The organism is Micavibrio aeruginosavorus, from assembly GCF_051245535.1.
GTDB lineage: Bacteria > Pseudomonadota > Alphaproteobacteria > Micavibrionales > Micavibrionaceae > Micavibrio > Micavibrio aeruginosavorus_D.
The window spans coordinates 947,047-970,264 of the sequence record NZ_CP195303.1; the positions used below are offsets into that span (position 1 = coordinate 947,047).

General features: G+C 54.5%; 16 protein-coding genes and 3 tRNA genes. 5 read left to right on the plus strand and 14 right to left on the minus strand.

The genetic code is table 11. The features are described from left to right. Nucleotides 1–15: 15 nt before the first annotated feature. From ACSC94_RS04615 to ACSC94_RS04655, 9 genes are all read right to left on the minus strand, one after another. The gene (locus ACSC94_RS04615) at nucleotides 16–1,989 is read right to left on the minus strand and encodes a hypothetical protein (RefSeq protein WP_435641878.1); all 1,974 of its coding nucleotides are present in this window, start codon (nucleotides 1,987–1,989) and stop codon (nucleotides 16–18) included. Nucleotides 1,990–2,150: 161 nt separating this feature from the next. Beyond that, a tRNA-Val gene (locus ACSC94_RS04620) sits at nucleotides 2,151–2,225 on the minus strand. A 247-nt stretch (nucleotides 2,226–2,472) separates the two neighbouring features. Next, complete coding sequence (locus ACSC94_RS04625; protein WP_014102923.1) at nucleotides 2,473–2,748, minus strand: HU family DNA-binding protein; 276 nt, start codon at nucleotides 2,746–2,748, stop codon at nucleotides 2,473–2,475. 184 nt (nucleotides 2,749–2,932) lie between these two features. Next, a complete protein-coding gene (lon, locus tag ACSC94_RS04630; RefSeq protein WP_435641879.1) occupies nucleotides 2,933–5,356 on the minus strand; it encodes an endopeptidase La in 2,424 nt (807 codons plus the stop codon). Nucleotides 5,357–5,815: 459 nt separating this feature from the next. Then, complete coding sequence (gene clpP, locus ACSC94_RS04635) at nucleotides 5,816–6,466, minus strand: ATP-dependent Clp endopeptidase proteolytic subunit ClpP (RefSeq protein WP_435641880.1); 651 nt, start codon at nucleotides 6,464–6,466, stop codon at nucleotides 5,816–5,818. 204 nt (nucleotides 6,467–6,670) lie between these two features. Next, the gene (gene tig / locus ACSC94_RS04640) at nucleotides 6,671–8,035 is read right to left on the minus strand and encodes a trigger factor (protein ID WP_435641881.1); all 1,365 of its coding nucleotides are present in this window, start codon (nucleotides 8,033–8,035) and stop codon (nucleotides 6,671–6,673) included. A gap of 96 nt (nucleotides 8,036–8,131) precedes the next feature. Beyond that, nucleotides 8,132–8,216: transfer RNA gene (locus tag ACSC94_RS04645), tRNA-Leu, on the minus strand. Nucleotides 8,217–8,281: 65 nt separating this feature from the next. Beyond that, nucleotides 8,282–9,799: an NAD(P)H-hydrate dehydratase gene (locus ACSC94_RS04650; protein WP_435641882.1), complete on the minus strand. Its 1,518-nt coding sequence runs from the start codon at nucleotides 9,797–9,799 to the stop codon at nucleotides 8,282–8,284. A 35-nt stretch (nucleotides 9,800–9,834) separates the two neighbouring features. Further along, nucleotides 9,835–9,910: transfer RNA gene (locus tag ACSC94_RS04655), tRNA-His, on the minus strand. Nucleotides 9,911–10,140: 230 nt separating this feature from the next. Here ACSC94_RS04655 and glnA point away from each other — a divergent pair. Further along, nucleotides 10,141–11,571 (plus strand): type I glutamate--ammonia ligase, encoded by a 1,431-nt coding sequence (gene glnA / locus ACSC94_RS04660; protein ID WP_435641883.1) that lies wholly within the window; start codon nucleotides 10,141–10,143, stop codon nucleotides 11,569–11,571. 141 nt (nucleotides 11,572–11,712) lie between these two features. Then, a complete protein-coding gene (locus ACSC94_RS04665; RefSeq protein ID WP_435641884.1) occupies nucleotides 11,713–12,348 on the plus strand; it encodes a hypothetical protein in 636 nt (211 codons plus the stop codon). Between the two features lie 11 nt (nucleotides 12,349–12,359). Here the strand turns inward: ACSC94_RS04665 and ACSC94_RS04670 are convergent, their stop codons facing one another. The 4 genes from ACSC94_RS04670 to ACSC94_RS04685 form a co-directional block, all read right to left on the minus strand. Then, the gene (locus ACSC94_RS04670; protein ID WP_435641885.1) at nucleotides 12,360–14,099 is read right to left on the minus strand and encodes a hypothetical protein; all 1,740 of its coding nucleotides are present in this window, start codon (nucleotides 14,097–14,099) and stop codon (nucleotides 12,360–12,362) included. 184 nt (nucleotides 14,100–14,283) lie between these two features. Further along, nucleotides 14,284–14,652 carry a hypothetical protein gene (locus ACSC94_RS04675; RefSeq protein WP_435641886.1) on the minus strand — a complete coding sequence of 123 codons (369 nt, stop codon included), beginning with the start codon at nucleotides 14,650–14,652 and terminating at the stop codon, nucleotides 14,284–14,286. A gap of 112 nt (nucleotides 14,653–14,764) precedes the next feature. After that, nucleotides 14,765–15,898: a hypothetical protein gene (locus ACSC94_RS04680; RefSeq protein ID WP_435641887.1), complete on the minus strand. Its 1,134-nt coding sequence runs from the start codon at nucleotides 15,896–15,898 to the stop codon at nucleotides 14,765–14,767. Further along, complete coding sequence (locus ACSC94_RS04685; RefSeq protein WP_014102931.1) at nucleotides 15,895–16,278, minus strand: acyl-CoA thioesterase; 384 nt, start codon at nucleotides 16,276–16,278, stop codon at nucleotides 15,895–15,897. Before ACSC94_RS04685 ends, ACSC94_RS04680 begins: the two co-directional genes overlap by 4 nt. 123 nt (nucleotides 16,279–16,401) lie before the next feature. Between ACSC94_RS04685 and parE the strand changes: the two genes are divergently transcribed. The 3 genes from parE (at nucleotide 16,402) to ACSC94_RS04700 (ending at nucleotide 20,881) form a co-directional block, all read left to right on the plus strand. Further along, nucleotides 16,402–18,441 carry a DNA topoisomerase IV subunit B gene (parE, locus tag ACSC94_RS04690; RefSeq protein ID WP_435641888.1) on the plus strand — a complete coding sequence of 680 codons (2,040 nt, stop codon included), beginning with the start codon at nucleotides 16,402–16,404 and terminating at the stop codon, nucleotides 18,439–18,441. 179 nt (nucleotides 18,442–18,620) lie between these two features. Then, complete coding sequence (locus ACSC94_RS04695) at nucleotides 18,621–19,211, plus strand: hypothetical protein (RefSeq protein ID WP_435641889.1); 591 nt, start codon at nucleotides 18,621–18,623, stop codon at nucleotides 19,209–19,211. A 92-nt stretch (nucleotides 19,212–19,303) separates the two neighbouring features. Next, nucleotides 19,304–20,881 carry an intermembrane phospholipid transport protein YdbH family protein gene (locus ACSC94_RS04700; RefSeq protein ID WP_435641890.1) on the plus strand — a complete coding sequence of 526 codons (1,578 nt, stop codon included), beginning with the start codon at nucleotides 19,304–19,306 and terminating at the stop codon, nucleotides 20,879–20,881. A gap of 4 nt (nucleotides 20,882–20,885) precedes the next feature. Here ACSC94_RS04700 and ACSC94_RS04705 read toward each other — a convergent pair whose 3' ends face one another. Beyond that, the gene (locus tag ACSC94_RS04705; RefSeq protein ID WP_435641891.1) at nucleotides 20,886–23,132 is read right to left on the minus strand and encodes an LPS-assembly protein LptD; all 2,247 of its coding nucleotides are present in this window, start codon (nucleotides 23,130–23,132) and stop codon (nucleotides 20,886–20,888) included. Between the last annotated feature and the right edge of the window lie 86 nt (nucleotides 23,133–23,218).

The window sequence follows — 23,218 nt, forward strand, 5'->3', positions numbered from 1 at the left end:
GTTATGTCCAATAAATCAGGGGGCCGATTGCCCGGTGCCGAGAATGGCAACCACGCCACGATCAACCGTTTTAGAAATACGGTGCATGCGGGCCAGTTCCTCGTCCTTGATGGCCGGGGACAAAATATAGGGAATGACCGGCGTGGTGCGCATGACATCCCATATCTTCATCTGACGCCATGATGGTTCACGCCCTTCACGCCCCAGAATATTGATCCCCGCATGACGGTAATTGCGCACCGCGCGATACGCCAGAGTAGGCCCCACCTGCCCGTCCAGAACACCCCGCACCACCTGCCGCCGCAGCCCGTCAAAATGGATCACGCCCAAACGGTGCATATTCGTTTCAAAATCCGGATCGGACGGATGGCGGTGCAGATAGTTCTGCAGAGATCGGAACATCGCTCCGACCACGGCATTGCGTGTTTGCTTCATTTTGTTGAGCACACCAATGCGCATACCTTCGGGCATATCGGGCCGGGGCCAGATGGGCGCAACGGCCTGTTGAAACCGGTCTGCATTCCCGCCCTTGTCAACATGGCACAAAGCCGGATCGCGCAATGACGCTTCCTCATCAAACCGTACATGCGCCAATCCGCGGGCATAGGCTTTGATCGTTTCCTGAATGGCAACGGGCTGTTTCTCAAATTGGCGCACACCGCCAATCGAACTGGCCCCATGCAACACCTTGTTCTGGGCATCCGCCGGCTTTTCACATTCATACTGCAGACATGTGGACAAAGCCGTATTCAAATCCATCAGAACGTCATCCGTCATAAACCCCGGACGCCCTAAAAATTCCAGATACATCGCACCCAGATGATCCAAATTCACATGTTCGGGGTACCGCGTATCCTTGTTCCGCCACCGGTCACGCATATATTGGACCAGATCGGACCCATCCGGCCGGGTCAGCGTTTCCATTCGCGTCAGGGCTCGCCCCATCAACGGGTCATCCACCGGCAATACCCGCACCAGCGAATACAACGCCACCGTACCCAGATAATCCATGTAGCGATGCCGCATATCGGGCGATGCGCCATCCTTTTCCAAGGCCGCATCAATCCGCTCCAACGCGTCACAATATCGTTCAACCTGAACATCCAGATTGCGGTCATCGCCGTTGGTGCGCATTTCGCGGTATGTGTCGGCATGGCTAGCCAACGCCCATGCCTCGTAACTGTCCGCATAATCATCGGCGTCTTTTTCATTGGTGCGAAACGCCAGATACGCGGTCAAAAACCCGTTCAACACATCGCCATATTCGGGTTTGCGAAATTCATGGGTGATGCTCTGGCTCACGGCGGTGCTGGTCAAACCATGCAACACGTCATGATTGGCAATGGTCGCAATGGCGGACAACGATTCCAGAAGGTCGGCTGGATCATAGGGCGCAATCCGGTCCATCAGGTCCGAATCCAACCCCATCACCGGAAAGGCAACGGATGATTGCGCCGTCTGCTTCATACATTGAATGAACCCCAACTGATATTTTCTTCCGGCAATATCGGACGGGCGGCTAAAAGCTTTCAGGCGATCATCAGAAACCACCCTGTCCCACACATCGGCTGAAACAATGGCAACTTCGGACAAAACAAGATTGCCCGTATCCGCGGCCATTGTGTTGAAAACCCCGCGCACGCGCCCGGGTTCAAATTGCGTTTCGGGGGATGGGGCAGTTTCAATAAATTTATGGTACGCAACAACGCCCATGGTGGCGTTAAACGGGCTGGGTTCCGTGGCCTGCACCACACCATCCGCCGCCAAACGCTGGCCGAGCGCGGTCATATACGGGGCCAGACGGTCCGACTCATACGCCACAGCATCCGCGCCATCAGCGCCCAGCAACCGGTCAATATGCGCGCGGACAAGGCCAACCCCCGCCTCTCCCGACAAGGCGGTCACGGGGGGGCGATAAGACAACGCAGCTTTATCAGACTGACTTTTTGTTGTTTTACGCTGCGCCAAAGCGCCTCTCTTCTCTGCCATTCCTCAAGTTTTCAGCGGGTTTTACCCCAGCCTGTACTGTACGGCGGAGACGTTAATATTCCCTTTTGATCGGGATGGCAAATTTGGGGCAGAGAAGCCGCCTTAACAGCCTGAAAACAAACATTAAAAAAGCCCCCGCACGCGCAGGGGCTTTTTTAAAATGGTGCGCGGTGAGAGGATTGAACTCCCGACCCACTCGGTGTAAACGAGTTGCTCTACCGCTGAGCTAACCGCGCGCCGTCTTCAGGGGCGTAGATTTACGCAAAAACGCGCCCCGTTTCAAGCCCTATTTTCTGTTTTTCGCCCTTTTTCATCCCCGGTCTTATCATCCCCACCCGTCATACCGGCGAAGGCCGGTATCCATACAGCCTATCCTATGGACCCCGGCCTTCGCCGGGGTGACGATAGCAGTGGGACAGAATGAAAAACCCCCGCCGGATTGCTCCGCGCGGGGGTTTTAAAACCTGAAATCAGGCCGAAGGATTAGCCGTTTACAGCGTCTTTCAGCTCTTTACCGGCTTTGAATTTCGGCTGTTTGGAAGCCGGAATTGCAATGGCTTCGCCCGTGCGCGGGTTACGGCCCGTGGTGGCAGCGCGTGCGGATACCGTGAAGGTACCGAAACCAACCAGACGGACATCGTCACCGCCTTGCAGGGTTTCTTTGATGCCTTCGAACGTGGCTTCTACAGCTTCTTGCGCTTGTGCTTTGGCCAGGCCGGTTACTTTTGCAACGTGGTTGATCAGATCCTGTTTGTTCACGGGTTATCCCCCTCTGTGATCGTGTTAAAGACAAAATGCCAGAACCACATCATTCACAATCAGGCTTTAAATACGCGAAGCCAGAAAAGGAATGTGGGGCCCGAACCCGCGCTGTCCTTGGTCAAAACCCAAGGGAATCTGCGCCTTTCGGACCCCACATTTTTACGCCCATTTTAGGGGGGCATCAATGGCGAATCACGCCTTCCCCCTTATTTTCTGCGGTTTTTGCCGTAACCGGGTCGATTTCACCCTCTTCTTTCCCTAATATCGGCTCTGGAAGCCGGATCAGGGCATGGGTCAGCACGTCCTCGATGGCATTCACCGGGATAATCTCCAGCATTTTCTTCACGTTCGGCGGAATATCCGCCAGGTCTTTTTCGTTTTCCTGCGGAATCAGAACCTTCTTGATTCCACCGCGTGATGCCGCCAGCAATTTTTCTTTCAGGCCGCCAATCCCGGTCACGTAACCGCGCAGATTGATCTCACCCGTCATGGCCACATCCTTGCGCACTTCGATGCCGGTCAGCGCCGAAATGATCGCCGTGGTCATCGCCGCACCAGCGGACGGACCGTCTTTCGGCGTTGCGCCTTCCGGCACGTGAACGTGGATGCTGGTTTCATTCAGCTTCTTATAATCAATGCCGAATTTCGCCGCACGTGATTTGATCAGCATTTCCGCCACAGTGATGGATTCACGCATCACTTCTTTCAGGTTGCCCGTGGTGGAGACTTTGCCATCTTTGCCCGGCATGGTCACAGCCTCGATCGACAGCAGATCGCCGCCGAATTCGGTGTACGCCAAACCGTTCACGATACCAACGCGATCCTGTTCATCAATTTCGCCGTAGCGATATTTGCGAACACCCGCATATTTCTCGAGGTTTTTCGGTGTAACCGACACGCCGCCATCTTTGCCACGCATCAAAATTTCTTTGATGGATTTACGGCACAGATTGGCCAATTCGCGTTCCAGATTCCGCACACCCGCTTCACGCGTGTAATACCGGATCAGATCGCGGATCGCCGGATCGGACACTTTGAATTCGGTTGGCTTCAATCCCGCCGCCTTGATCTGCTTTTTCAGCAGGTGGCGTTTGACGATTTCCAGCTTCTCATCCTCGGTGTAACCGGCTACACGGATAATCTCCATACGGTCCAGCAACGGTTGCGGCATGTTCAGGCTGTTCGCCGTGCAAATAAACATCACGTCGGACAGATCATAATCCAATTCCAGATAGTGATCGTTGAACGTCGTGTTTTGTTCCGGGTCCAAAACCTCCAGCAATGCGCTGGACGGGTCGCCACGCCAATCCTGACCCAGCTTGTCCACCTCATCGAGCAGGAACAGCGGGTTGGATGATTTGGCTTTCTTCATCCCCTGAATGACTTTACCGGGCATCGCGCCGATATAAGTGCGGCGGTGACCACGAATTTCGCTTTCATCACGCACGCCACCCAACGACATCCGCACGAAATTGCGGTTCGTCGCGCGGGCAATGGATTGACCCAGCGATGTTTTACCAACACCCGGCGGACCAACGAGGCACAGGATCGGGCCCTTCACCTTGTTCGCACGTTGCTGTACGGCCAGATATTCAAGGATACGTTCCTTGACCTTCTCCAGACCATAATGCTCTTTGTCCAGAATGTGCTGGGCTTCCTTGATGTCTTTCTTCACGCGGGTGCGTTTGTTCCATGGCACCGACAGGATCCAGTCGAGATAGTTGCGCACGACCGTGGCTTCCGCCGACATCGGGCTCATCGAACGCAGCTTTTTCAGCTCGCCTTTCGCCTTGTCACGCGCGTCTTTCGACATTTTGGATTCATCGATCTTGCGTTCCAGCTCGGTCAGCTCGTCAACGCCTTCGCCATTGTCACCCAGCTCTTTCTGAATGGCCTTCATTTGCTCGTTCAGATAATACTCGCGCTGGGTTTTCTCCATCTGGCGTTTCACGCGGTTACGGATGCGTTTTTCAACCTGCAGAACGCCGATTTCGCCTTCCATGTAACCAAAGATTTTTTCCAGACGATCGATGGTCAGCGGAATTTCCAGCAATTCCTGCTTCTCTTCAATCTTCAGTGCCAGATGCGCGGCAATCGTATCGGCCAGCTTCGAGATATTCTCGATCTGGTTCACGGACACAATCACTTCCGGCGGAATTTTTTTGTTCAGCTTCACATACTGTTCAAACTGATTCACAACGGCACGGGCCAGCGCTTCGCTTTCCTCGTCTTCCTTCACGTCATCAATCACGTCCGTGACGGATGCTTCCAGATAATCCATGTGCGCGGTGTAGGTGTTGATCTTCACGCGGCGGCTGCCCTCGACCAGAACCTTCACCGTTCCGTCGGGCAGCTTCAGCAATTGCAAAATGGTACCGATGGTCCCGACCATATACAGGTCATCCGGACCCGGATCGTCCACAGACGGCGATTTTTGCGTGGCCAGCAAAATCTGCTTGTCTTCACGCATCACGTTTTCCAGCGCCTTCACCGACTTTTCACGCCCCACGAACAGCGGGACAATCATGTGCGGAAACACGACAATGTCGCGCAAAGGCAGGACAGGAAGAACAGCGTCTTTGGAAGAAGACTGGAAACCGATCATATTCACTCGCTCGTGCTGTATATGTTACGTAAAACCAAGGTGAGATCGCCAGAAACGGCCCAAGGCGATATTGACCCACTATAGTACCACAATTCTTAACAGGAGATTGCCGGATTTGTTGTGTTTTTGAATAATCCAAAGAGCCTGGCCCCGCCTGTTCCAATCAAATGTTAATTGATGGGGCAAAAATCAAGGCTTGTAATTTTATTACAAGCAGACAGTCCCTTAGCGGTAGGAAGGGCTGAAACGCGAAGGGCGCGAAGTAAAATCCATCATCCCCCACCACCCGTCATACCGGCAAAGGCCGGTATCCATGGCATGGATCGTATGGATACCGGCCTTCGCCGGTATGACGATGATAAAAGAAACTGCCTTCGCGTTTCAATCTCTTGCTTAAAAACACAAACCCCGGGCAATGGTTCGAAAACCACGCCCGGGGTTTGTAAAATCACGAACGCCCTATTCTTTCGGCTTTTCCGTTTCCAATGCTTTCGGGCGGGTTTCGACGACGTGGTCGATCAGGCCGAAGGCTTTGGCTTCGTCGGCGGACATGAAATTGTCACGTTCCATCGACACTTCGATTTCGTTCAGCTTGCGCCCCGTGTGCTTCACATAGATCTGGTTCAGACGTTCACGCAGGCGCAGAATTTCGCGCGCATGAATTTCGATGTCCGTTGCCTGACCACGTGCACCACCCGACGGCTGGTGAATCATGATGCGGGAGTTCGGCAGAGAGAAGCGTTTGTCCTTCGCCCCAGCCGTCAGCAGCAACGAACCCATCGACGCGGCCTGACCGGTACATACGGTGGCCACCGGGCATTTGATGTATTGCATCGTGTCGTACATCGCCAGACCAGAGGTCACAACACCGCCCGGGGAGTTAATGTAGAACGAGATTTCTTTTTTCGGGTTTTCCGATTCCAGGAACAGCAACTGAGCGCAGATCAGGGCGGAACCATGATCTTCCACTTCGCCGGTCAGGAAGATAATGCGCTCTTTCAACAGGCGCGAATAAATGTCAAACGAACGCTCCCCACGGGCGGTCTGCTCGATAACCATCGGCACCAGCGTGTTCGTGAAAAGGTCTACTGGATCGCGTTCTCTAATCATTGTCTGGACTCTCGGCGTGAATAAGGTGGATGCAGGACATGGCGAGATTCGCCATAAACCAAACGTATCGCCTGAATACCGAATGTTCAAGGGGTTAATGTGGCCTGCCCCCCAACATGCCAACACCCAGATCCACCGCCGGCCCAAAGAAAAACGCGCGACCCGTAAGGCCGCGCGTTTAATTCATTCAGAAAAGCGAAAGGCTTAAGCCTTTTTCTTCGCTTTTTCGGCTTTTTTGCCCGTGTACGGGGTGTCGTCTTCTTTGGTCAGTTCTTCAACTGTGACGACTTTCTCGCTCACGTCAGCCAATTCGAACAGGAAATCGACAACTTTGTCTTCGAATACCGGCGCGCGCAGAGCTTCCAGAGCCTGGCGATTTTTACGGTAATATTCGAACACTTCGCCTTCCTGACCCGGGAAGCGTTGAGCTTCCATAATCACGGCGCGTTGCATTTCCTGATCGGTGATCTGGATGTTGTTTTCACGACCGATTTCGGACAGAACCAGACCCAGACGAACACGACGGGCAGCAATCGCGCGCAGCTCGTCTTCTTCCTCGGTGGTCAGTTCCAGTTTACCGTCTTTCAGGTCGCCCTGACGCTCGATACGAACCTGGCTCAGGATGTTGTTGTATTCCAGATCCAGCATACCCTGCGGCAGTTCGAAATCATGGGCATCGTCCAAAGCGTCCAGCAAGGAGCGCTTCAGTTTCATGCGGCTGACATCGTCATACTGGCTTTGGATTTGCTTTTCGACCAGATCGCGCAGCGCTTGTTCGCTGTCCAGACCCAGTTTCTTGGCGAAATCGTCGTTCACTGTCGCGTCTTTGGCCACTTGGATTTCGTGGATTTCAACGTCGAAAATGGCGTCCTGACCCGACAATTCGGCGGCGTGGTACGCCTCCGGGAAGGTCACTTTCACTTCAACCTTGTCGCCAACGGCTTTGCCGACCAATTGGTCTTCAAAACCCGGAATGAATTGGCCACTGCCCAGTTCCAGCTTCGCAGCGTGCGCATGCATGCCCGGGTGCGGTTTGTTGTCCTTCGCGGTGCGGCCGTGGAAGTCCATCACGATGACGTCGCCTTTTTTCGTCGGGCGGGATTCGGTGATGGTTTCGTATTCGGCGTTGGATTTCGCGATACGCTCCAGCGTTTCGTCGATTTCCTTTTTGTCCGCTTTCACAACCGGCTTCACCAGTTTGATCGCTTTCACGTCCGTAACCTTGAATTCCGGCAGCAATTCAACAGCCATCGTGTAGGTCAGGTCTTTGCCTTCGTCAAAAGACGTCACTTCAAATTTCGGTTGAAGAGCCGGGCGCAAGTTCTTCTCAGTAATCAGTTTTTGCGCACCGTCATTAACGACTTTCTCAATCACTTCGGCCATGACCGAACGGCCATATTTCTGCTTCAGCAGCTTCAGCGGCACTTTGCCCTTGCGGAAACCCGGCAGGCTGATCGTTTCACCAACTTCCTGCAGGCGCACATCCACTTGCGCGTCGATATCCTGTGCCGTAACCGTCACTTCATACTGGCAGCTCAGGCCTTCTTTTTTCAGTTCTTTAACCTGCATCTTAAGTTCTCTTTGCAAGACGTTGATATCAAAATGTAAAACTCGTTCGCCAATGGTCGTGGCGCCAGCCACCCGAAGCTCCACAGGAGCGAAGGGTGGTGCGGATGAAGGGACTCGAACCCCCACGGGTCACCCCGCTGGAACCTAAATCCAGTGCGTCTACCAATTCCGCCACATCCGCATCCCAGAGCCGCACTGGCGCGGCCTGAAATTCAACCCTTCACAAACCAGAAAAGCGCGCCGAGTTCAAGCCCAATCCCTTAATATTCCCGGGATTCCTTCGGCTAAATCGGCTGCAACCAGCCCCGGACCCAAGCGCCACGCGGTTTCGCCGTGCATCCAGGCCGCCATACAGGCGGCTGTGAACGGGGCAACGCCCTGCGCCGCCAGCCCTGCAATCATGCCCGCCAGCACATCCCCAGCCCCTGCCGTGGCCAGCCAGGACGGGCCGTGGGTACTCACGACACATTGTTCACCCTTGGGCCCATCCGGGGCCGCAATGACTGTATCCGCCCCTTTGAGCAGGATCACCGCCCCACTCCGCTTGGCGGCCTCTTTCACCCGGTCGATCTTCGATCCCGGCAAATCACCAAACAAACGCGCAAATTCCCCTTCATGCGGGGTCAGGATGCAATGATCATGCGCCACGTGAAACAATTCATCGGCATGACCCGCGAAGGCACTGATCGCATCAGCATCCAGCACAACACTGCGCCCCGCCAATCCGCAGGCCCCCAGCACGATGGCGCGCAGGTCATCCGCGCGGTCCAGCCCCGCACCGGGTCCAATCAACAAAGCATTGCGCCGCGCATCCCCGGCCAATTCCAGAAACGCCGCGGGCGTGTCCGCCACCGCACTCATAATATGGGCGGGTCCGGTTTGATAAATGCGCTGCACTTCTGCGGGGGCCGCAATGGTGCAAACCCCGGCCCCGACCCGCATGGAGGCCGCCCCGGCCAGCCGCGCCGCCCCCGTCAAGCGCGCCCCACCCAGAACCAGCACATGGCCCCGGTCATATTTATGCTGCCCCCGATGGGTCACGGGCACATCATCCACCCACAAAGGCGGGCAGTTTTCCATGCCTGCAAAACCCGTCTTTTCCAACGTTTCGTCGGGAATGCCGATATCGGCCACGCTCACCAACCCGCATTGTTCCATCCCCGGCATCAATACGTGCGCCGGTTTCTTGCGGAAGAACGTCACGGTGGCCAGACATTTGGGCGCGCCATGATCCACGGCGCCCGTGTCCCCATTCACCCCGCTGGGCACATCCACGGCGATGACGGGCAAATCCTTGGCCCGAATGGCGGCAAAGGCATCGCGCACCGGAAATTCCAGCGCACGCGACAACCCGGCCCCGAACACGGCGTCAATCACGCCCGTGCGGTCGGCATCAAAATCGCCATGTTCCAGATCATTGAGAAGTTCGGAGAAATTGCGGACAGGGCCGGTCCAACCCGCAACGGCGCGCGCAGCATCACCCTTCATATGGGCGGGCGGGATCAGCGCATACAGCCGCACATCCAACCCATCGGCCAGCAAATTCATGGCCGCGACATATCCATCCCCGCCATTATTGCCCGGCCCACACAGGACCAGAAACGTCCGCCGCCCCAGCACGCGCTTGGCCTCTTCCGCCACAGCCATGCCCGCCGCCTGCATCAGCGCGAATCCATCCAGACCCGCAAGCGTCGCGGCCAGATGGTCCGCCTGGGCCATCTGGGTTACCGTCAAAATCTGAACCGGATCGGAAATTTCAGCCATTGGAAAAACCCTAATGAATTGATTCAGAAGGAAAATGGGGCGACTGACGGGGCTCGAACCCGCGACAACCCGGACCACAACCGAGTGCTCTACCAACTGAGCTACAGCCGCCACATAAAAGGCCGAAGGCCCCTGTAAATGCAAGATTTGCGACCGTTCGTCAAGTATTTCTGCCAAAACGGAAAAATATTTGTGCTTTGCGATAGACAGGGGCACACTGGCGTGATACTTAAGACTGATAGCCTAAAATTGCATGACAGCATTGCTTTTAAAGCATATCTAAAATGCAATGATTACAATAACTTAGTTTAACACCCCTTCCGGAAGCATTAGAGGAACCCATGTCCGACGCAGAGCTGAACATCAAAAGCGTGGCCGATTTACTGAAGGCCATTACCGATCGCAACATTGAATATGTCGATTTTATTTTCACCGATCTGCGCGGGAAACAACAACACACGACTCAGCATGTCGATACGGTCGACAAAGACCTGCTGACCGACGGCGTGTTCTTCGACGGCTCCTCCATCGCTGGGTGGAAAGCCATCAACGAATCCGACATGGTTTTGATGCCGGATGTGACCCGCGTCACCATCGACCCGTTCACCGCGCAACCGACGCTGAAAATCTTCTGCGACATTTATGACCCGGTGACAAAGAAGCCGTATGTCCGCGACCCGCGCTCCATTGCCAAGGCCGCCGAAGCCTATTTGCAAACCACGGGCCTGGCCGATGTTGCCTATTTCGGACCAGAAGCCGAATTCTTCGTCTTCGACGATGTAAAATTCGCCGTACGCGGCAACAAAGTCGCCTATGAACTGGATGGCATTGAAGAACCGAGCAACACCGATCGCACTTATGCCGATGGCAACATGGGCCACCGCCCGCGTGTGAAGGGCGGCTATTTCCCGGACGCTCCGGTGGATAGCGGCGTTGACCTGCGCGCGGAAATGCTCTCCGTCATGCGCACCATGGGCGTTCCGGTTGAAAAGCACCACCACGAAGTGGCCGCCAGCCAGCACGAACTGGGCATCAAATTCTCCACGCTGGTCGATTGCGCCGACAACATGCAGATTTACAAGCATGTCGTTTTCAACGTCGCCCACGCCTATGGCAAAACCGCGACCTTTATGCCGAAACCGGTTTACGGCGATAACGGATCGGGCATGCACGTGCACCAGTCTTTGTCCAAGGGCGGCAAGCCTTTGTTCGCGGGTGACGGCTATGCCGGCCTGTCGGAAATGTGCCTGTTCTATATTGGCGGTATCATCAAACATGCGCGCGCGCTGAACGCCTTCACCAACCCGACGACCAACAGCTATAAACGCCTGGTCCCGGGGTATGAAGCGCCGGTCCTGCTGGCCTACTCCGCCCGCAACCGTTCGGCGTCCTGCCGTATTCCGCACTCCGTTTCGCCGAAGGGCAAACGTGTGGAAGTCCGCTTCCCGGACCCGCTGGCCAACCCGTATCTGGCCTACTCCGCCATGCTGATGGCTGGTCTGGACGGCATCAAAAACAAAATCCATCCGGGCGAAGCGATGGATAAAAACCTCTACGACCTGCCGGAAGAAGAACTGCGCCGCGTCCCGACCGTATGCGGATCTTTGCGCGAAGCGCTCGAGTCCCTGAAACAGGACCACAGCTTCCTGCTGGAAGGCGACGTCTTCACCCGCGACCTGATCGCCGGTTACATCGAACTCAAAATGGAAGAAGTCATGGCCTTCGAAACCATGCCGCACCCGATTGAATTCCAGATGTATTATTCGTCGTAAGATTTGCGATAGAGATAAAAAGAAAAGCCGGGGTGAGAGCCCCGGATTTTCTTTGTTTTATTGATGAACTTTCAACCATGTCCCGCTTTTTCTGGCGCTGCAAAAGGCCCTGTGGTACATTCGGTTGAGAGGTGCGCAATATTGTCACACGAAACAATCCGTCTCCTTGATGAAATTGTCTTAAAGACGCGGGATATCTTGTATCACACAGTCTACGATCCTGCGTCCGACACTCATGCAAATCCGCACGATCCGATGAGTTTACGGGCCGCTTTTGCGGGATGTTGTGGCCTCGCACAATGCATTGCAGGCTATGCGTTCCAAGACCTCAACCTTCCTGTTAAAGCGATCGCCACACAATCTTTGGATGGGCATTGGCGTCACGGCCACGCAGCGCTCGTGGTTGAAGTTGCGCCAGAACGCAGTCTATACCTGATTGACCCGACCTTTTGTCAGTTTTGCACAGACCCATTGTCTCAAAGCCCCGCAACCCACCTTATGCACAGCGACGAAGGGGCTGATTTGGTATCCTCGCTGCTGGACAAAGGCTATGCTAAGCTCACACCCGAGAAATCGGCCCTGTATCTTGCGTCTTTCTGTAACGGCATACCGCCACTGGATGCCGATGCCGCGATGGCGTTCATGAAAAATCCACCCGCGCATCCATATCACTTTAAACGCGATATTGATTGTGATGATTTCAGCCGGGAAAATCTTGGACGCTACAATCAATTAATTGACTGTAGCCGCATACGCCACCCGGCACGCCCCGCCTGATGGCAGCCCCGTCACTCGTGTACATTCCCGGCAAGAATTTTTGTAAGGAATGATTGAATATCATCATCAGTCTCGGTATCCCTGATATCTTCGATCTCGGAACGAATTGCAGAGGTCCAGCAAGGGCGCAAGGCTGCATCTGCTAAAACACCAAGCACGGTCTCCCTCACACACGGATCGGGCAGACGCAAAACGGCCAGCGCGCACTCTTCCCCGGCGGGATGAGAGAGAGCGTCGGGAAATCTCAGAAACTCATGAAAAACGCCCTCTATGACATAAAGAAACTGAATATCATAAACGGGTATCCCGGCAACGGACTGATTTCTATTTTGCTTTAAAAGCTCTTCTAAAACGGCAACAAATTTACCTTTGTCGTCGGCTAGGCGCAAACATGATTCAAGAAGGCTGGAGCCGCCTTTCTGAAACTGCTCAAAATGCCAGTCCCAGTAATTTTCATCCGATAACAAGCCCAGTCGACGCGATACATGCCCCAACATATCCGGAAACACATGTCCGCGGCCACCGTAATGGGACACAACAATCTCCCGCATCCTATCACCATGGCGCGTCCGGAAATCCAACGCCTTTTGCCGAATGGCATCAACATCCGCCTTCCGGCATTTCATTTCGGCGGAAATCTGTTGATCCGACCACGGGATATACCAAGTCAGAACTTCATAAATCCGCTCAGACATAAACACGGTCGTGATATTCAAATCGGAACGATCCAGATGATCGTAAACCTTGTCCAGAACGGGAATAAGCCTTTCTACGTTGTGGATGTGGCTGTGTTTTCCGTCCATCAGAAACAGATTTTTTAAAACATGCAGAACGGACTTCAATGTTTCATCATCAATCTGCGGGCGATCGACAGCCTGATAAAAATCCATGTTATTGAATAATAACAATGATGAAGACAGATTTGAGAAACGGTGACTGGGCCCGAGCGGAAGCATCTTTGCCCACAACGACGCAAACACTTCGCGCTGTTCACGCTGGTCCTCAATAATGAACTGGGTCAGAAGATAATCCCGCCCCCTTCCTTCGGCCATTTGATAAAGGCCTATAAATTTCTTTTCAAACTCATCCGCCGTAACTTCTTCATATGTCAGACGATTGCGCAGACGGATATAGCAATAAGGCAGGAACGATTCATCCCGCGCAAAAATCGCGTAAATAAAATCGTCAGTCTCCCATGGGAAAATAGACATACCCATCAAGCCAAATTTGACAGCCTCTCGGTCAGGGGCATTGAGCGCCAGCCAGCGGCACATTTGGTAAAACGCAATTGGGCCATCCCCCTCCCACGACATCAACTCCTCTGCAAAAACATGATAAAATTCCATGGCGGGGCTGGTTGTGATGACCGTATAAAGCGCCTCCAGGGTTTCATCCACTGGCTGAACAAAACCGCCCAGAACAAGATCCTTATAGAGTTCCGCATCCGCAACGGCTTCAAATGGCATTTCAACTCCATCGTCCGCAAGCCCAGACTCGATCTTCGCCAGATAAAATTCGGTCAATGAAGGGATTGCGGCCTGACCCGTGGCATCTCCGGTTAATTCAGAAAACACAACTTCGTCCGGCAAGAATGGCGGCGGAAAATCCTGCTTATCAATGTCCAGAGTTATATGTTTTTCGATCCCGTTTTCACTGAGATACGCAAAAAGCGACGGCCTGCTTGGGTCCCACGGGCACGGCGGCACAAAATCATCCCGTAACCAATCGGCCTGTGATGGTGCAAACAACATATTCCACTCCCCCTGCACAGAGAGAATACTGTGCAAATATAAATATGATGTAAACGAAAGTGAGGCTCTTTAAGGCCGCACCCGATTGAATTCCAGATGTATTATTCGTCGTAAGGTTTGCGAACATCGAAAATAAAAAACCGGGGCAAATACCCCGGTTTTTTGTCTATTGAAAGGCTTCTAATTATTTAGGTCCTATAAGATCAAAAACATTTTTCGTTTTCTTGGACAGAGTTTCAAACAACTGCACACCCGGCGTAACTTTTGCGCCCGGCTTCCCACTCCAATCACTGCGGCCCTCATCAATGGCTTTTTTATTAAAGCTCCCAACGAGCGAGTCCAAAATCTTTTTTACGTCGTTGGCTGGCTGATCATGCACAACCAGATCCAAGGCATGATCTAGCTCTTGCATATGCACAGAAAACATTAAATTGTGAAAGCGGACATTGAGGCCACCGCATTCATCAATGGCGTCTTTTAGCCACCCAAGATATTCGCCCTTAATATCCAAAAGACCTTTAATAACATCGCTTTTGTTGTTGATATCGCTCATTTTGCCACCTCCTCGTAAGAATATGGCAAATCCAATAGCATTAGCCATTGGTTATGTCAAATTAAATATGGCGTATTGTGAAGACCCGGATCAACAACGATAGGGCAATCCCTTAAGGCCGCATCGACTGAATCACCCGCCCAAACGCTTCCGTATTTCCCGCCCACGTGTAAAAATCCACGTTCCGGGATGGGGTTAGCATGGTGATGATGTAGTAGTAGCGGTCTTCGATCAACACGGCGATCCAGTATTCGTGGTCTTGGATCGATTTTTCCTTGTTGGTCATTTCATAGACTTCGACGCGGTTATAGGACACCTGCGGCTGGAATGTGTAGTCAGTCGGCTGTTCGATCATCGCGCCGATGACCATGCCGCGTTCTTCCAGTTCCTTCTGCAACGCCTTGACCTCTTCGGCCAGCGTCGTGTCCAGTTCGGTGGAGATGATGTTGATATCAATTTCACCGTTCAGCGTTTTTTCATCGCGCGTGTTGATAACACTGGCTTCCATCACGTCGATGGATTGAATGTTGGGGGCGCGCAGCCGCCACGATGTTGGGTAATCAAAACGCAGCAGATCAAGGAAGGCAAAGGTCTGTGTGCTGCTCAGGCGGGAATCTTCGGGTGCGATGAAATGGAATGAATCAATAATCGCATCCTGCATCCCCTCCTGCCCCTTCCACAGAGCTTCGGGCACATACACCATGCTCAAAATCATGCGGGGGCCGTTGATTTCGGCAGTGGCTCGGACAACGAACGGCGTGTCCTTTTCCATCTGGATATAAAGAGCTTCAACCCGGCGGTCGGATAATTCCTTCATCCCCTGCAACGTGTAACCACGCGACAGAATGTAATGCAGGAACCAGTTGCGGGCCGTGATTTCGTGGTCCAGCTCCAGCGCCATAATCACAAAACGGCTGCGCACATCGCCCGTCACCGGGCCGTAATACCGGGCCACTTCACCCAGCAGGCGCTTGCTCAGATCCTGCGAGCGCAAATTATCGTCGGCGGATTTCTTCCAATCCTTGGGCAGGCGGATTTTGTAGGAGAGGAATTTATCCCCCAGCGGGGTGTCTTCATACGCCGTCGTGGCCGCCTCGAACGCCGCCGGGTCCATCGGGTAGTTCGGCAATTCGCTGATTTTCTTGATATCAAAGGCCTGCGCCCATGCCTTTGGCACGGCCAGCCCGATCACCCCAACCATCATCAACAAGCAAAGAAGAGAAGATACGCGGACCGGGTTTATCATGACTTTCTGATCTCCACAGGCTGGCGGTCGTCACCGATGGCGACGAAGGTGTATAGCCCCTCCGTCACCTTGACGTAATTGCGTGTATCACGGCGGCGGCACCAGCTGTCAATTTTCACGGTGACCGACGTGCGGCCCACACGGGCGATCTCGGTGTAAAAGCTGATTTCATCGCCGATAAAAACAGGCTTATGGAATTTCATCGCCTCAATCCCAACGGTCACGACGCGGCCGCCGACATAGTCATAAGCCCGGGCCGCCCCGGCCAAGTCCATATGAGACAGGATCCAGCCCCCGAAAATATCGCCATTGGCGTTGGAATCAGCGGGCATGGGAAATGTCCGCAAACTGGGAACCTTCCCCGCGATTTCCGCGGGCATAGCGAGAGATTCCTGTGCTGAACCGTGCTTATTCATGGGTTTTCGCTTGCAACAAGGGTTTGAGCGGTTAAGTATCCTATTCCACCGTACCGAAACAAAATACAGACCGAATGCGTTCATTTTATGGCTGATCTCTTTGCTAACCAAATGAAAAAACCGTCAAATTCCGCAAAAGACACATCTTATGGCGCCTCGGATATCGAGGTGCTGGAAGGTCTTGAGCCTGTCCGCCGCCGCCCCGGTATGTATATCGGCGGCACGGATGAGCGTGCATTGCACCATCTGGTGGTCGAGATTCTGGACAACTCGATGGACGAGGCCGTGGCCGGCCATGCCGACAAGATCACCCTGACCCTGCGCACCGACGGATCGGTGGAAATCAGCGATAATGGCCGGGGTATCCCGGTCGATGAACACCCGAAATACCCCGGAAAGTCTGCGCTGGAGGTCATCATGACCACCCTGCACTCGGGCGGGAAATTCAGCGGCAAGAACTATGAAACCTCCGGCGGCCTGCACGGCGTGGGGTCATCGGTCGTCAACGCCCTATCCGAATGGATGGTGATTGACGTCGCCCGCGACAAGACCCTGTACCGGCAGACCTTTGCCCGTGGCCTGCCAACCGCGAAATTGAAAAAAATCGGCCCGGCCAGCCACCGCGGCACGACGGTCTCCTTCCTGCCCGACCATGAAATTTTTGGCAAAAGCGCCAAACTGCACCCCTCCATGCTGTACCAGATCGCCCGGTCCAAGGCGTATCTGTATCGCGGCGTGGAAATTCTCTGGGAATGCGACCCGGCCTGCCTGCCCGAAGGGTCAAAAACCCCGGCGAAGGCCACGTTCCACTTCCCCAACGGTTTGCTGGACTTCCTGACCGCGTCCCTGCATGGCCGCCCGACGATCACGCCGATGGCGTTTGCGGGTCAGGCGAAACTGCCCGACGATGCGGGCCGTGTGGAATTTGCGGTGGCGTGGCCCGATGATGGCGAAGGGTTCAGCCATACATATTGTAACACCGTCCCGACCCCGCTGGGCGGCACGCATGAAAGCGGTCTGCGCACCGCGTTGGCCCGTGGTTTGCGCTCCTACGGCGATATGGTTGGCAACAAAAAGGCCGGCATTATCACCGCCGATGATGTGATGGGTGGGGCCGCGATCCTGCTCTCCGTCTTTATCCGCGACCCACAATTCCAAGGTCAGACCAAAGAGAAACTGGTCACCGCCGAAGCGACCCGCTGGGTCGATTCCGCGATCAAGGACCATTTCGATCATTGGCTGTCCGGCGACCCGGCCTCGGCCAAATTGTTGCTGGATACGCTGATCGAGCGCGCAGAAGAACGCCAGCGCCGCAAAGACGACAAGGACATGGCCCGCAAATCCGCCACGCGGAAATTGCGCCTGCCCGGTAAATTGTCGGATTGCAGCCGCACCAACGCGATCGATACCGAATTATTTCTGGTCGAGGGTGACTCCGCCGGTGGCTCCGCAAAACAAGCCCGCCGCCGTGATACGCAGGCTGTTTTGCCGTTGCGCGGTAAAATCCTGAACGTCGTCAGCGCAACCAAAGATAAAATGCGCGCGAACCAGGAAATTCAGGATCTGATCCTGGCCATGGGCACGGGCACGGGCAAGGACTGCAAAATCGACAATCTGCGCTATGAACGCATCATCATCATGACCGATGCTGATGTCGACGGCGCACACATTGCCTCATTGCTGGTAACGTTCTTCTACACGCAAATGCGCCCGCTGATTGAAAAGGGTCATTTGTATCTGGCCCAGCCGCCGCTGTACCGCCTCAGCGCCGGAACGATGAGCGCCTATGCCCGCGATGACGCGCACAAGGAAGAATTGATGGCGACCCAGTTCAAAAACCGCAAAGTGGATATCAGCCGCTTTAAAGGTCTGGGTGAAATGCCCGCCGCGCAGTTGAAGGAAACCACGATGGACCCGGACAAGCGCACGCTGATCCGCGTCACCATCCCCGATTCCCGTGCGACGCTGGGCCTGACCGCCGAAACGATGGATGATGATGCCGGCCCGACCATCGCCGCATCCGCCGACATCGATGATCTGGTTGAACGGCTGATGGGCCGGAATGCCGAGGCCCGGTTTAACTTTATTCAGGACAACGCCGAATTTGTGCGGGATCTGGATATTTAGGACAAAATTCATATAAATATCAATGAATTAGCTAAAAACGCATGGGTTTTGGCCAGAACGCACGCGCCCCAATAATTGGTTATGTAAAATTTTATTGACAAAAACCCATATATCCCGTAATTTCACTGTTATTCGGCGCATAAACCAATGAAGCGCGATCAAAAAAAGAGGGTGTTAAAATGAGCAAACTGTCCAAAATTTTCTCCGTTGGCCTCCTGTCCACCGCCGCTGCCGTTATGTCTGGCTGCGCAACAAACCCGTATGGCGGCCTGCCGCAATATGGCAGCACACAGGCCCCGGAACGTATGCAAAATACACAAGTTGCACCGAACGGTGTTCGTGTTGATCCCTATGGCGCACCGGTTCGCGTTCATTACAACGCCTGCAGCGCACTGAATCAGGCGATCCGCAACACGCAACCATCCAATGGTACAAACCGCGCTATCACATCCAGCGTCGGCATGGCTGCTGGTGCGATCCGCAGCGGTCGTAGCAACCGTATTGGCGACATCGCCATGGGCGGTCTTGTCGGTATCGTAGGCTCCATGGTCGGCGACCGCGCCAATCAGGCCATCAACCAGCCGCGCGTCAACCAACTGGAAGCCGATTGCAACCAGCAACGCGCCTTCGAAGACTGGAACCGCGTGAACCGCCAGCACCAACAAATTCAGATGCAGCAAATGCGCCGCAATGGTGGTGGTTATAACAACCACTATCAAAACGCACAGCCATATCCGGCCCCGCAACCGACCTATCGCTACGGCCAATAAGCCTGACCGAATAATCCAGTTAAAAAGCGCCGGAGACACCCTCCCGGCGCTTTTTTTCACTGGCCTTGCATTTTTCCATGGGCGCTTTTTTCATGATGGACAAAACGCCCATTCCGCTTATCCTGAACCCAATGAAAAAGACTGTTTTAAGCATCGCCGCCCTCCTGTTGATCGTCTGCGCCGGACTGGCGTTTGGCGGGTCCGGCCTGCTGGCCAAATGGCGCGTGCATCAGGCGCTGGGCACACTCGGCTTCATCCATGCCCATGGCGGCCAAGCCGAATGGACGGGCGGCGGGATCGTGCTGCGCGATATCAAGATTGATAAGGATGAATTCAGCACCATCGAACAAATGCGCATCAGCGGCCCACTGGCCATGCTGATGCCGTTTCTGGGTGGTATGCCATCCATCACCATTGATCGCGCGACATTGACGATGGATGCGGCGGCTTTGTTATTGCCGTTTCGCGGTGACATGAAATTCCCGCAACAATCCCTGCCCGCGCTGTTTAAAAAGAACAACATTCAAGCCATCACGCTGAATTCCATACAGATTGATATGAACAGCCCGGCGGGCGCAATCCGTGTCGAGGCGAAAGGCCAAGCCACCGCCCTGCCCGATGGCGGCGTGCGGTTACAAGCCGTCGTCTGGGGTTCGCAATATCAATTGACCACCACCATCTCCGCCAATGGCGAAGTGGCACCGGATGGAACATTGTCCGCCGATTTTGAAATTCAGGACGGCAAGGCCAACATGAAAACCATTACGGCCAGCCGCATGGGCGGATGGGCCATCGTCAACGCCGCCCCGAACCAACCCGCAACGATCAGCGCCCAGCTGGCCGCCGGGCAATTCGTCTATCACGGCATTGCCATGAATGGCATGACCACGACGCTGGACGGCCCGGCTTCATCCCTGAAGATCACGATGCAGGCGATGCTGGCGGGCACAAAGGGCACGAACATCACCGCCGATTGGACCGGGACCATCGGCAAAACCGAAAGCGCGACCATCCGCGCCCAGGTGGACAACGCCGCCGATTTGTTCGTGGCCCTGGGCACCGGATTGTTCAAACAGAATGGTCATGCCATCGCCGCATTAAGCGACGATGTGCGCCAAAAACAATCCCGCCCCGGCATGATCGTCACCGCCAAGGCCCGCACGACGGCCCCGCAAAAAACCTATGACCTGTCCGTCACGGGACTGGATAACGCGGAATGGATGCGCGGGGAATGGCGGCACATGCCCGCCATGATCGAACTGGATATCCACAACCTGGATATGGATGAATTGACATCCGTCGCCGGGTGGAAAAATACGCGGCTGTCGGGCACGCTGACCGGGTTGGCCGGAATTATTTTTACACCGAATGAGGGGTTGAATATTCAAGACGCCCTGTTCCGCACCGCTTCATCCGGCACACTGAAATTCAGCGGCGATGAATTTCCGGACCATCTGACGGTTGAAGATGCCGGGGCCAAGGAAACCCGCGCCTTGATGAAAAATTTCGATTATGGGTTGATGGAAATTTATATCGACGGTCCGGGCGCAGGCCCGATGAACACCGACATCACCATCGGCGGCCGCACCGAGGGCAACCAATCAAAACCGGATATTATCCAGTTGCACAGCGATGCCGGGCTGTTAGGGCTGGTCGGATTAACGCCCTAAGGGCTTAGTTATCGTCATCATCGTCATCGCTTGAACTGGACAGGTTCACGCCCGACGTTGAAAATTCGCCAATCTGTTTCAAGCCAATGCGGAACATGATTTCCGTGCCGCTCTCACCCGACGAATCCCGGGTCAGGTTACGCTCCAACGTGCTGGACAAGGTGAAACACTGGCCCAGATAATCCAGACCAAAGATCGCTTCGCGCATGCCTTTTTCTTCTTCACTGCTCAGATCGTACAGGATGCTCGTGCGCCCCTGCCATTCCTCACTGAAACGATAAGCCAGCGCGCCGCGAATTTGCTCGCGATCTTCGCTCAATTCTGCACCTTCAATCGCTTTGGTGTACAGATATTGGCTGCCCAACGTCACCGGACCCAGATAGGCGATGGCATCCACTTCGTGGCGGCGGGATGACATGTCATTCTGATCCAACTGGAAGCGGTAATTGACATCCATCATGTCTTTGTAGCTGGCAATAACCTGCCCAACCATATCGGACGTCTCTTCCGACAACCCCGACCCTTCCGGGAACGGTGTCACGTTATCATCCAGACGGTAGCTTTGACCGAGGAACACCTCGCCCTTGCTGCCATCATACCCATACACGCCTGTGCGCATGCCATACGTAACATGCGAACCGTCTTCGATCCGGTCATAGCCGGGGAAGCGGTCACTGTTAAACAAATTGCTGACGTCCAGTTGAACGTCTTGGCTGTCTTCGTTCGGAATATTGCTGCTTTCCGAACTGATGTTCGGCGAAACGGTCAGGGCCGCTTCTGGTGCGATGACCAGTTGCGACTGCTCGAAAGCCTTCGCCACCGGATAGCTGGTGACGACATGGGCGCTGGCGAAGCCACGGGTTTCTTTCCCCTCGTTGCTACGCCCCGGGTCCGTATTCGCAATATCGCGATCAGATGTGTAATACGCATCCCCGCGCAGCTTCAGATCAACCGTGGTCAGCAAGCCTGTATCGCTGGTCAAGCGGCGTTGCCAGCCCAGTTCTGTGACAACGCGGTCCATGTCCTGTCCGCTGCCTTCACGGTGCAGGTTCAGGACGGATAAATCCGCGCTCCATCGTCCGCCCAGCATCTGGCCCGGCTCACCCAGCATCGACACTTCCATTTCCGGCAGGATATTGGGCTGGTCGCGTTGTTCTTCGCGGATACGAATATCCTGGAACGACAGCAAACGGCCTACGGCATAATTGCGCCCGGAAAACCGTTCGGCATAAATTTCGTTTTCCAGCACATCATCATCGCTGAAATCATATTGGCGCATATACTGGTCATCGGATGCGATTTCCAACCCGATGCCGGCGCGCCATTTGTCGTTGATGTTCCACAGACCATCGGCGATCAGGTGGCCGCGTGCTTCTTCGTCCTGTTCAACATCCTCACCACCGACATCTTCGGTCCGGCTGGAATAGGTCGCGCCGCCGCTCATTTCCAGATACGCATTGTCGAAGCGATGGCGATATTCACCAAACACCAACGGCAATTGATCGGTCATCAGCGTTACACCAACCGTCGCATCACGATGCGGATCAATGGCGTAGTAATAACTGTTGCTGATTTGCAGGCCCAGATCACTGCTGTACCCAAAACCGGGCGTCAATAATCCGCTTTTCTGGTTCACGGTTCCATCGGCATGGGACACATACGGGGTCCAGAACACGGGAACGCCAAACATATCAAACGTCGCATTGTGATAGATAATGCGCTGTTCTTCCTTGTTATGAATGACTTCGCCCGCACGGATTTGCCAGACGGGTTCGGCATCCGGGTCCGTTTCACAGGCCTCGCACGGCGTATAGGCCGCGTTGCTCAGTGTTGTGATATTGCCGCCATCACGCACACCACGATCGGCCCACAGGCGCGAGCCGTCTTCCAATGTGGAATAAACGTGATCGACATAGCCTTCCGTCATCTGCTGCGACAATTCCAATTCGTCGGCGCGGTGCACATCACCGTTCGCTTCGGTCAGAACGACATGCCCAACTGCCTTGGCCTTATCGGTCGTCAGATTATAAATAACTTTATCGGCCTTCAGCGTGCGGCCACCCTGCACCATTTCAACATTGCCCGTTGCGGTGACGGTTTGGGTTTGATCGTCATGGACCAGATTGTCGGCGACAAAATCCACCGGGCCTTTTTCAGGCTCCAACGTTTGCGCAACGGCAGGCGTCCCCGCCAGACAGATCAGGCAGGAACATAACAACGCGGCTTTACGCAAACGGAAAAGGCTGGACATGCCATCCCCAAAAGACAATTGAACAGACAAAAAAGGCCCGCGCGAACGCCAGACCAAACCCCGCCCCCATGATCGTGGATGCCCCG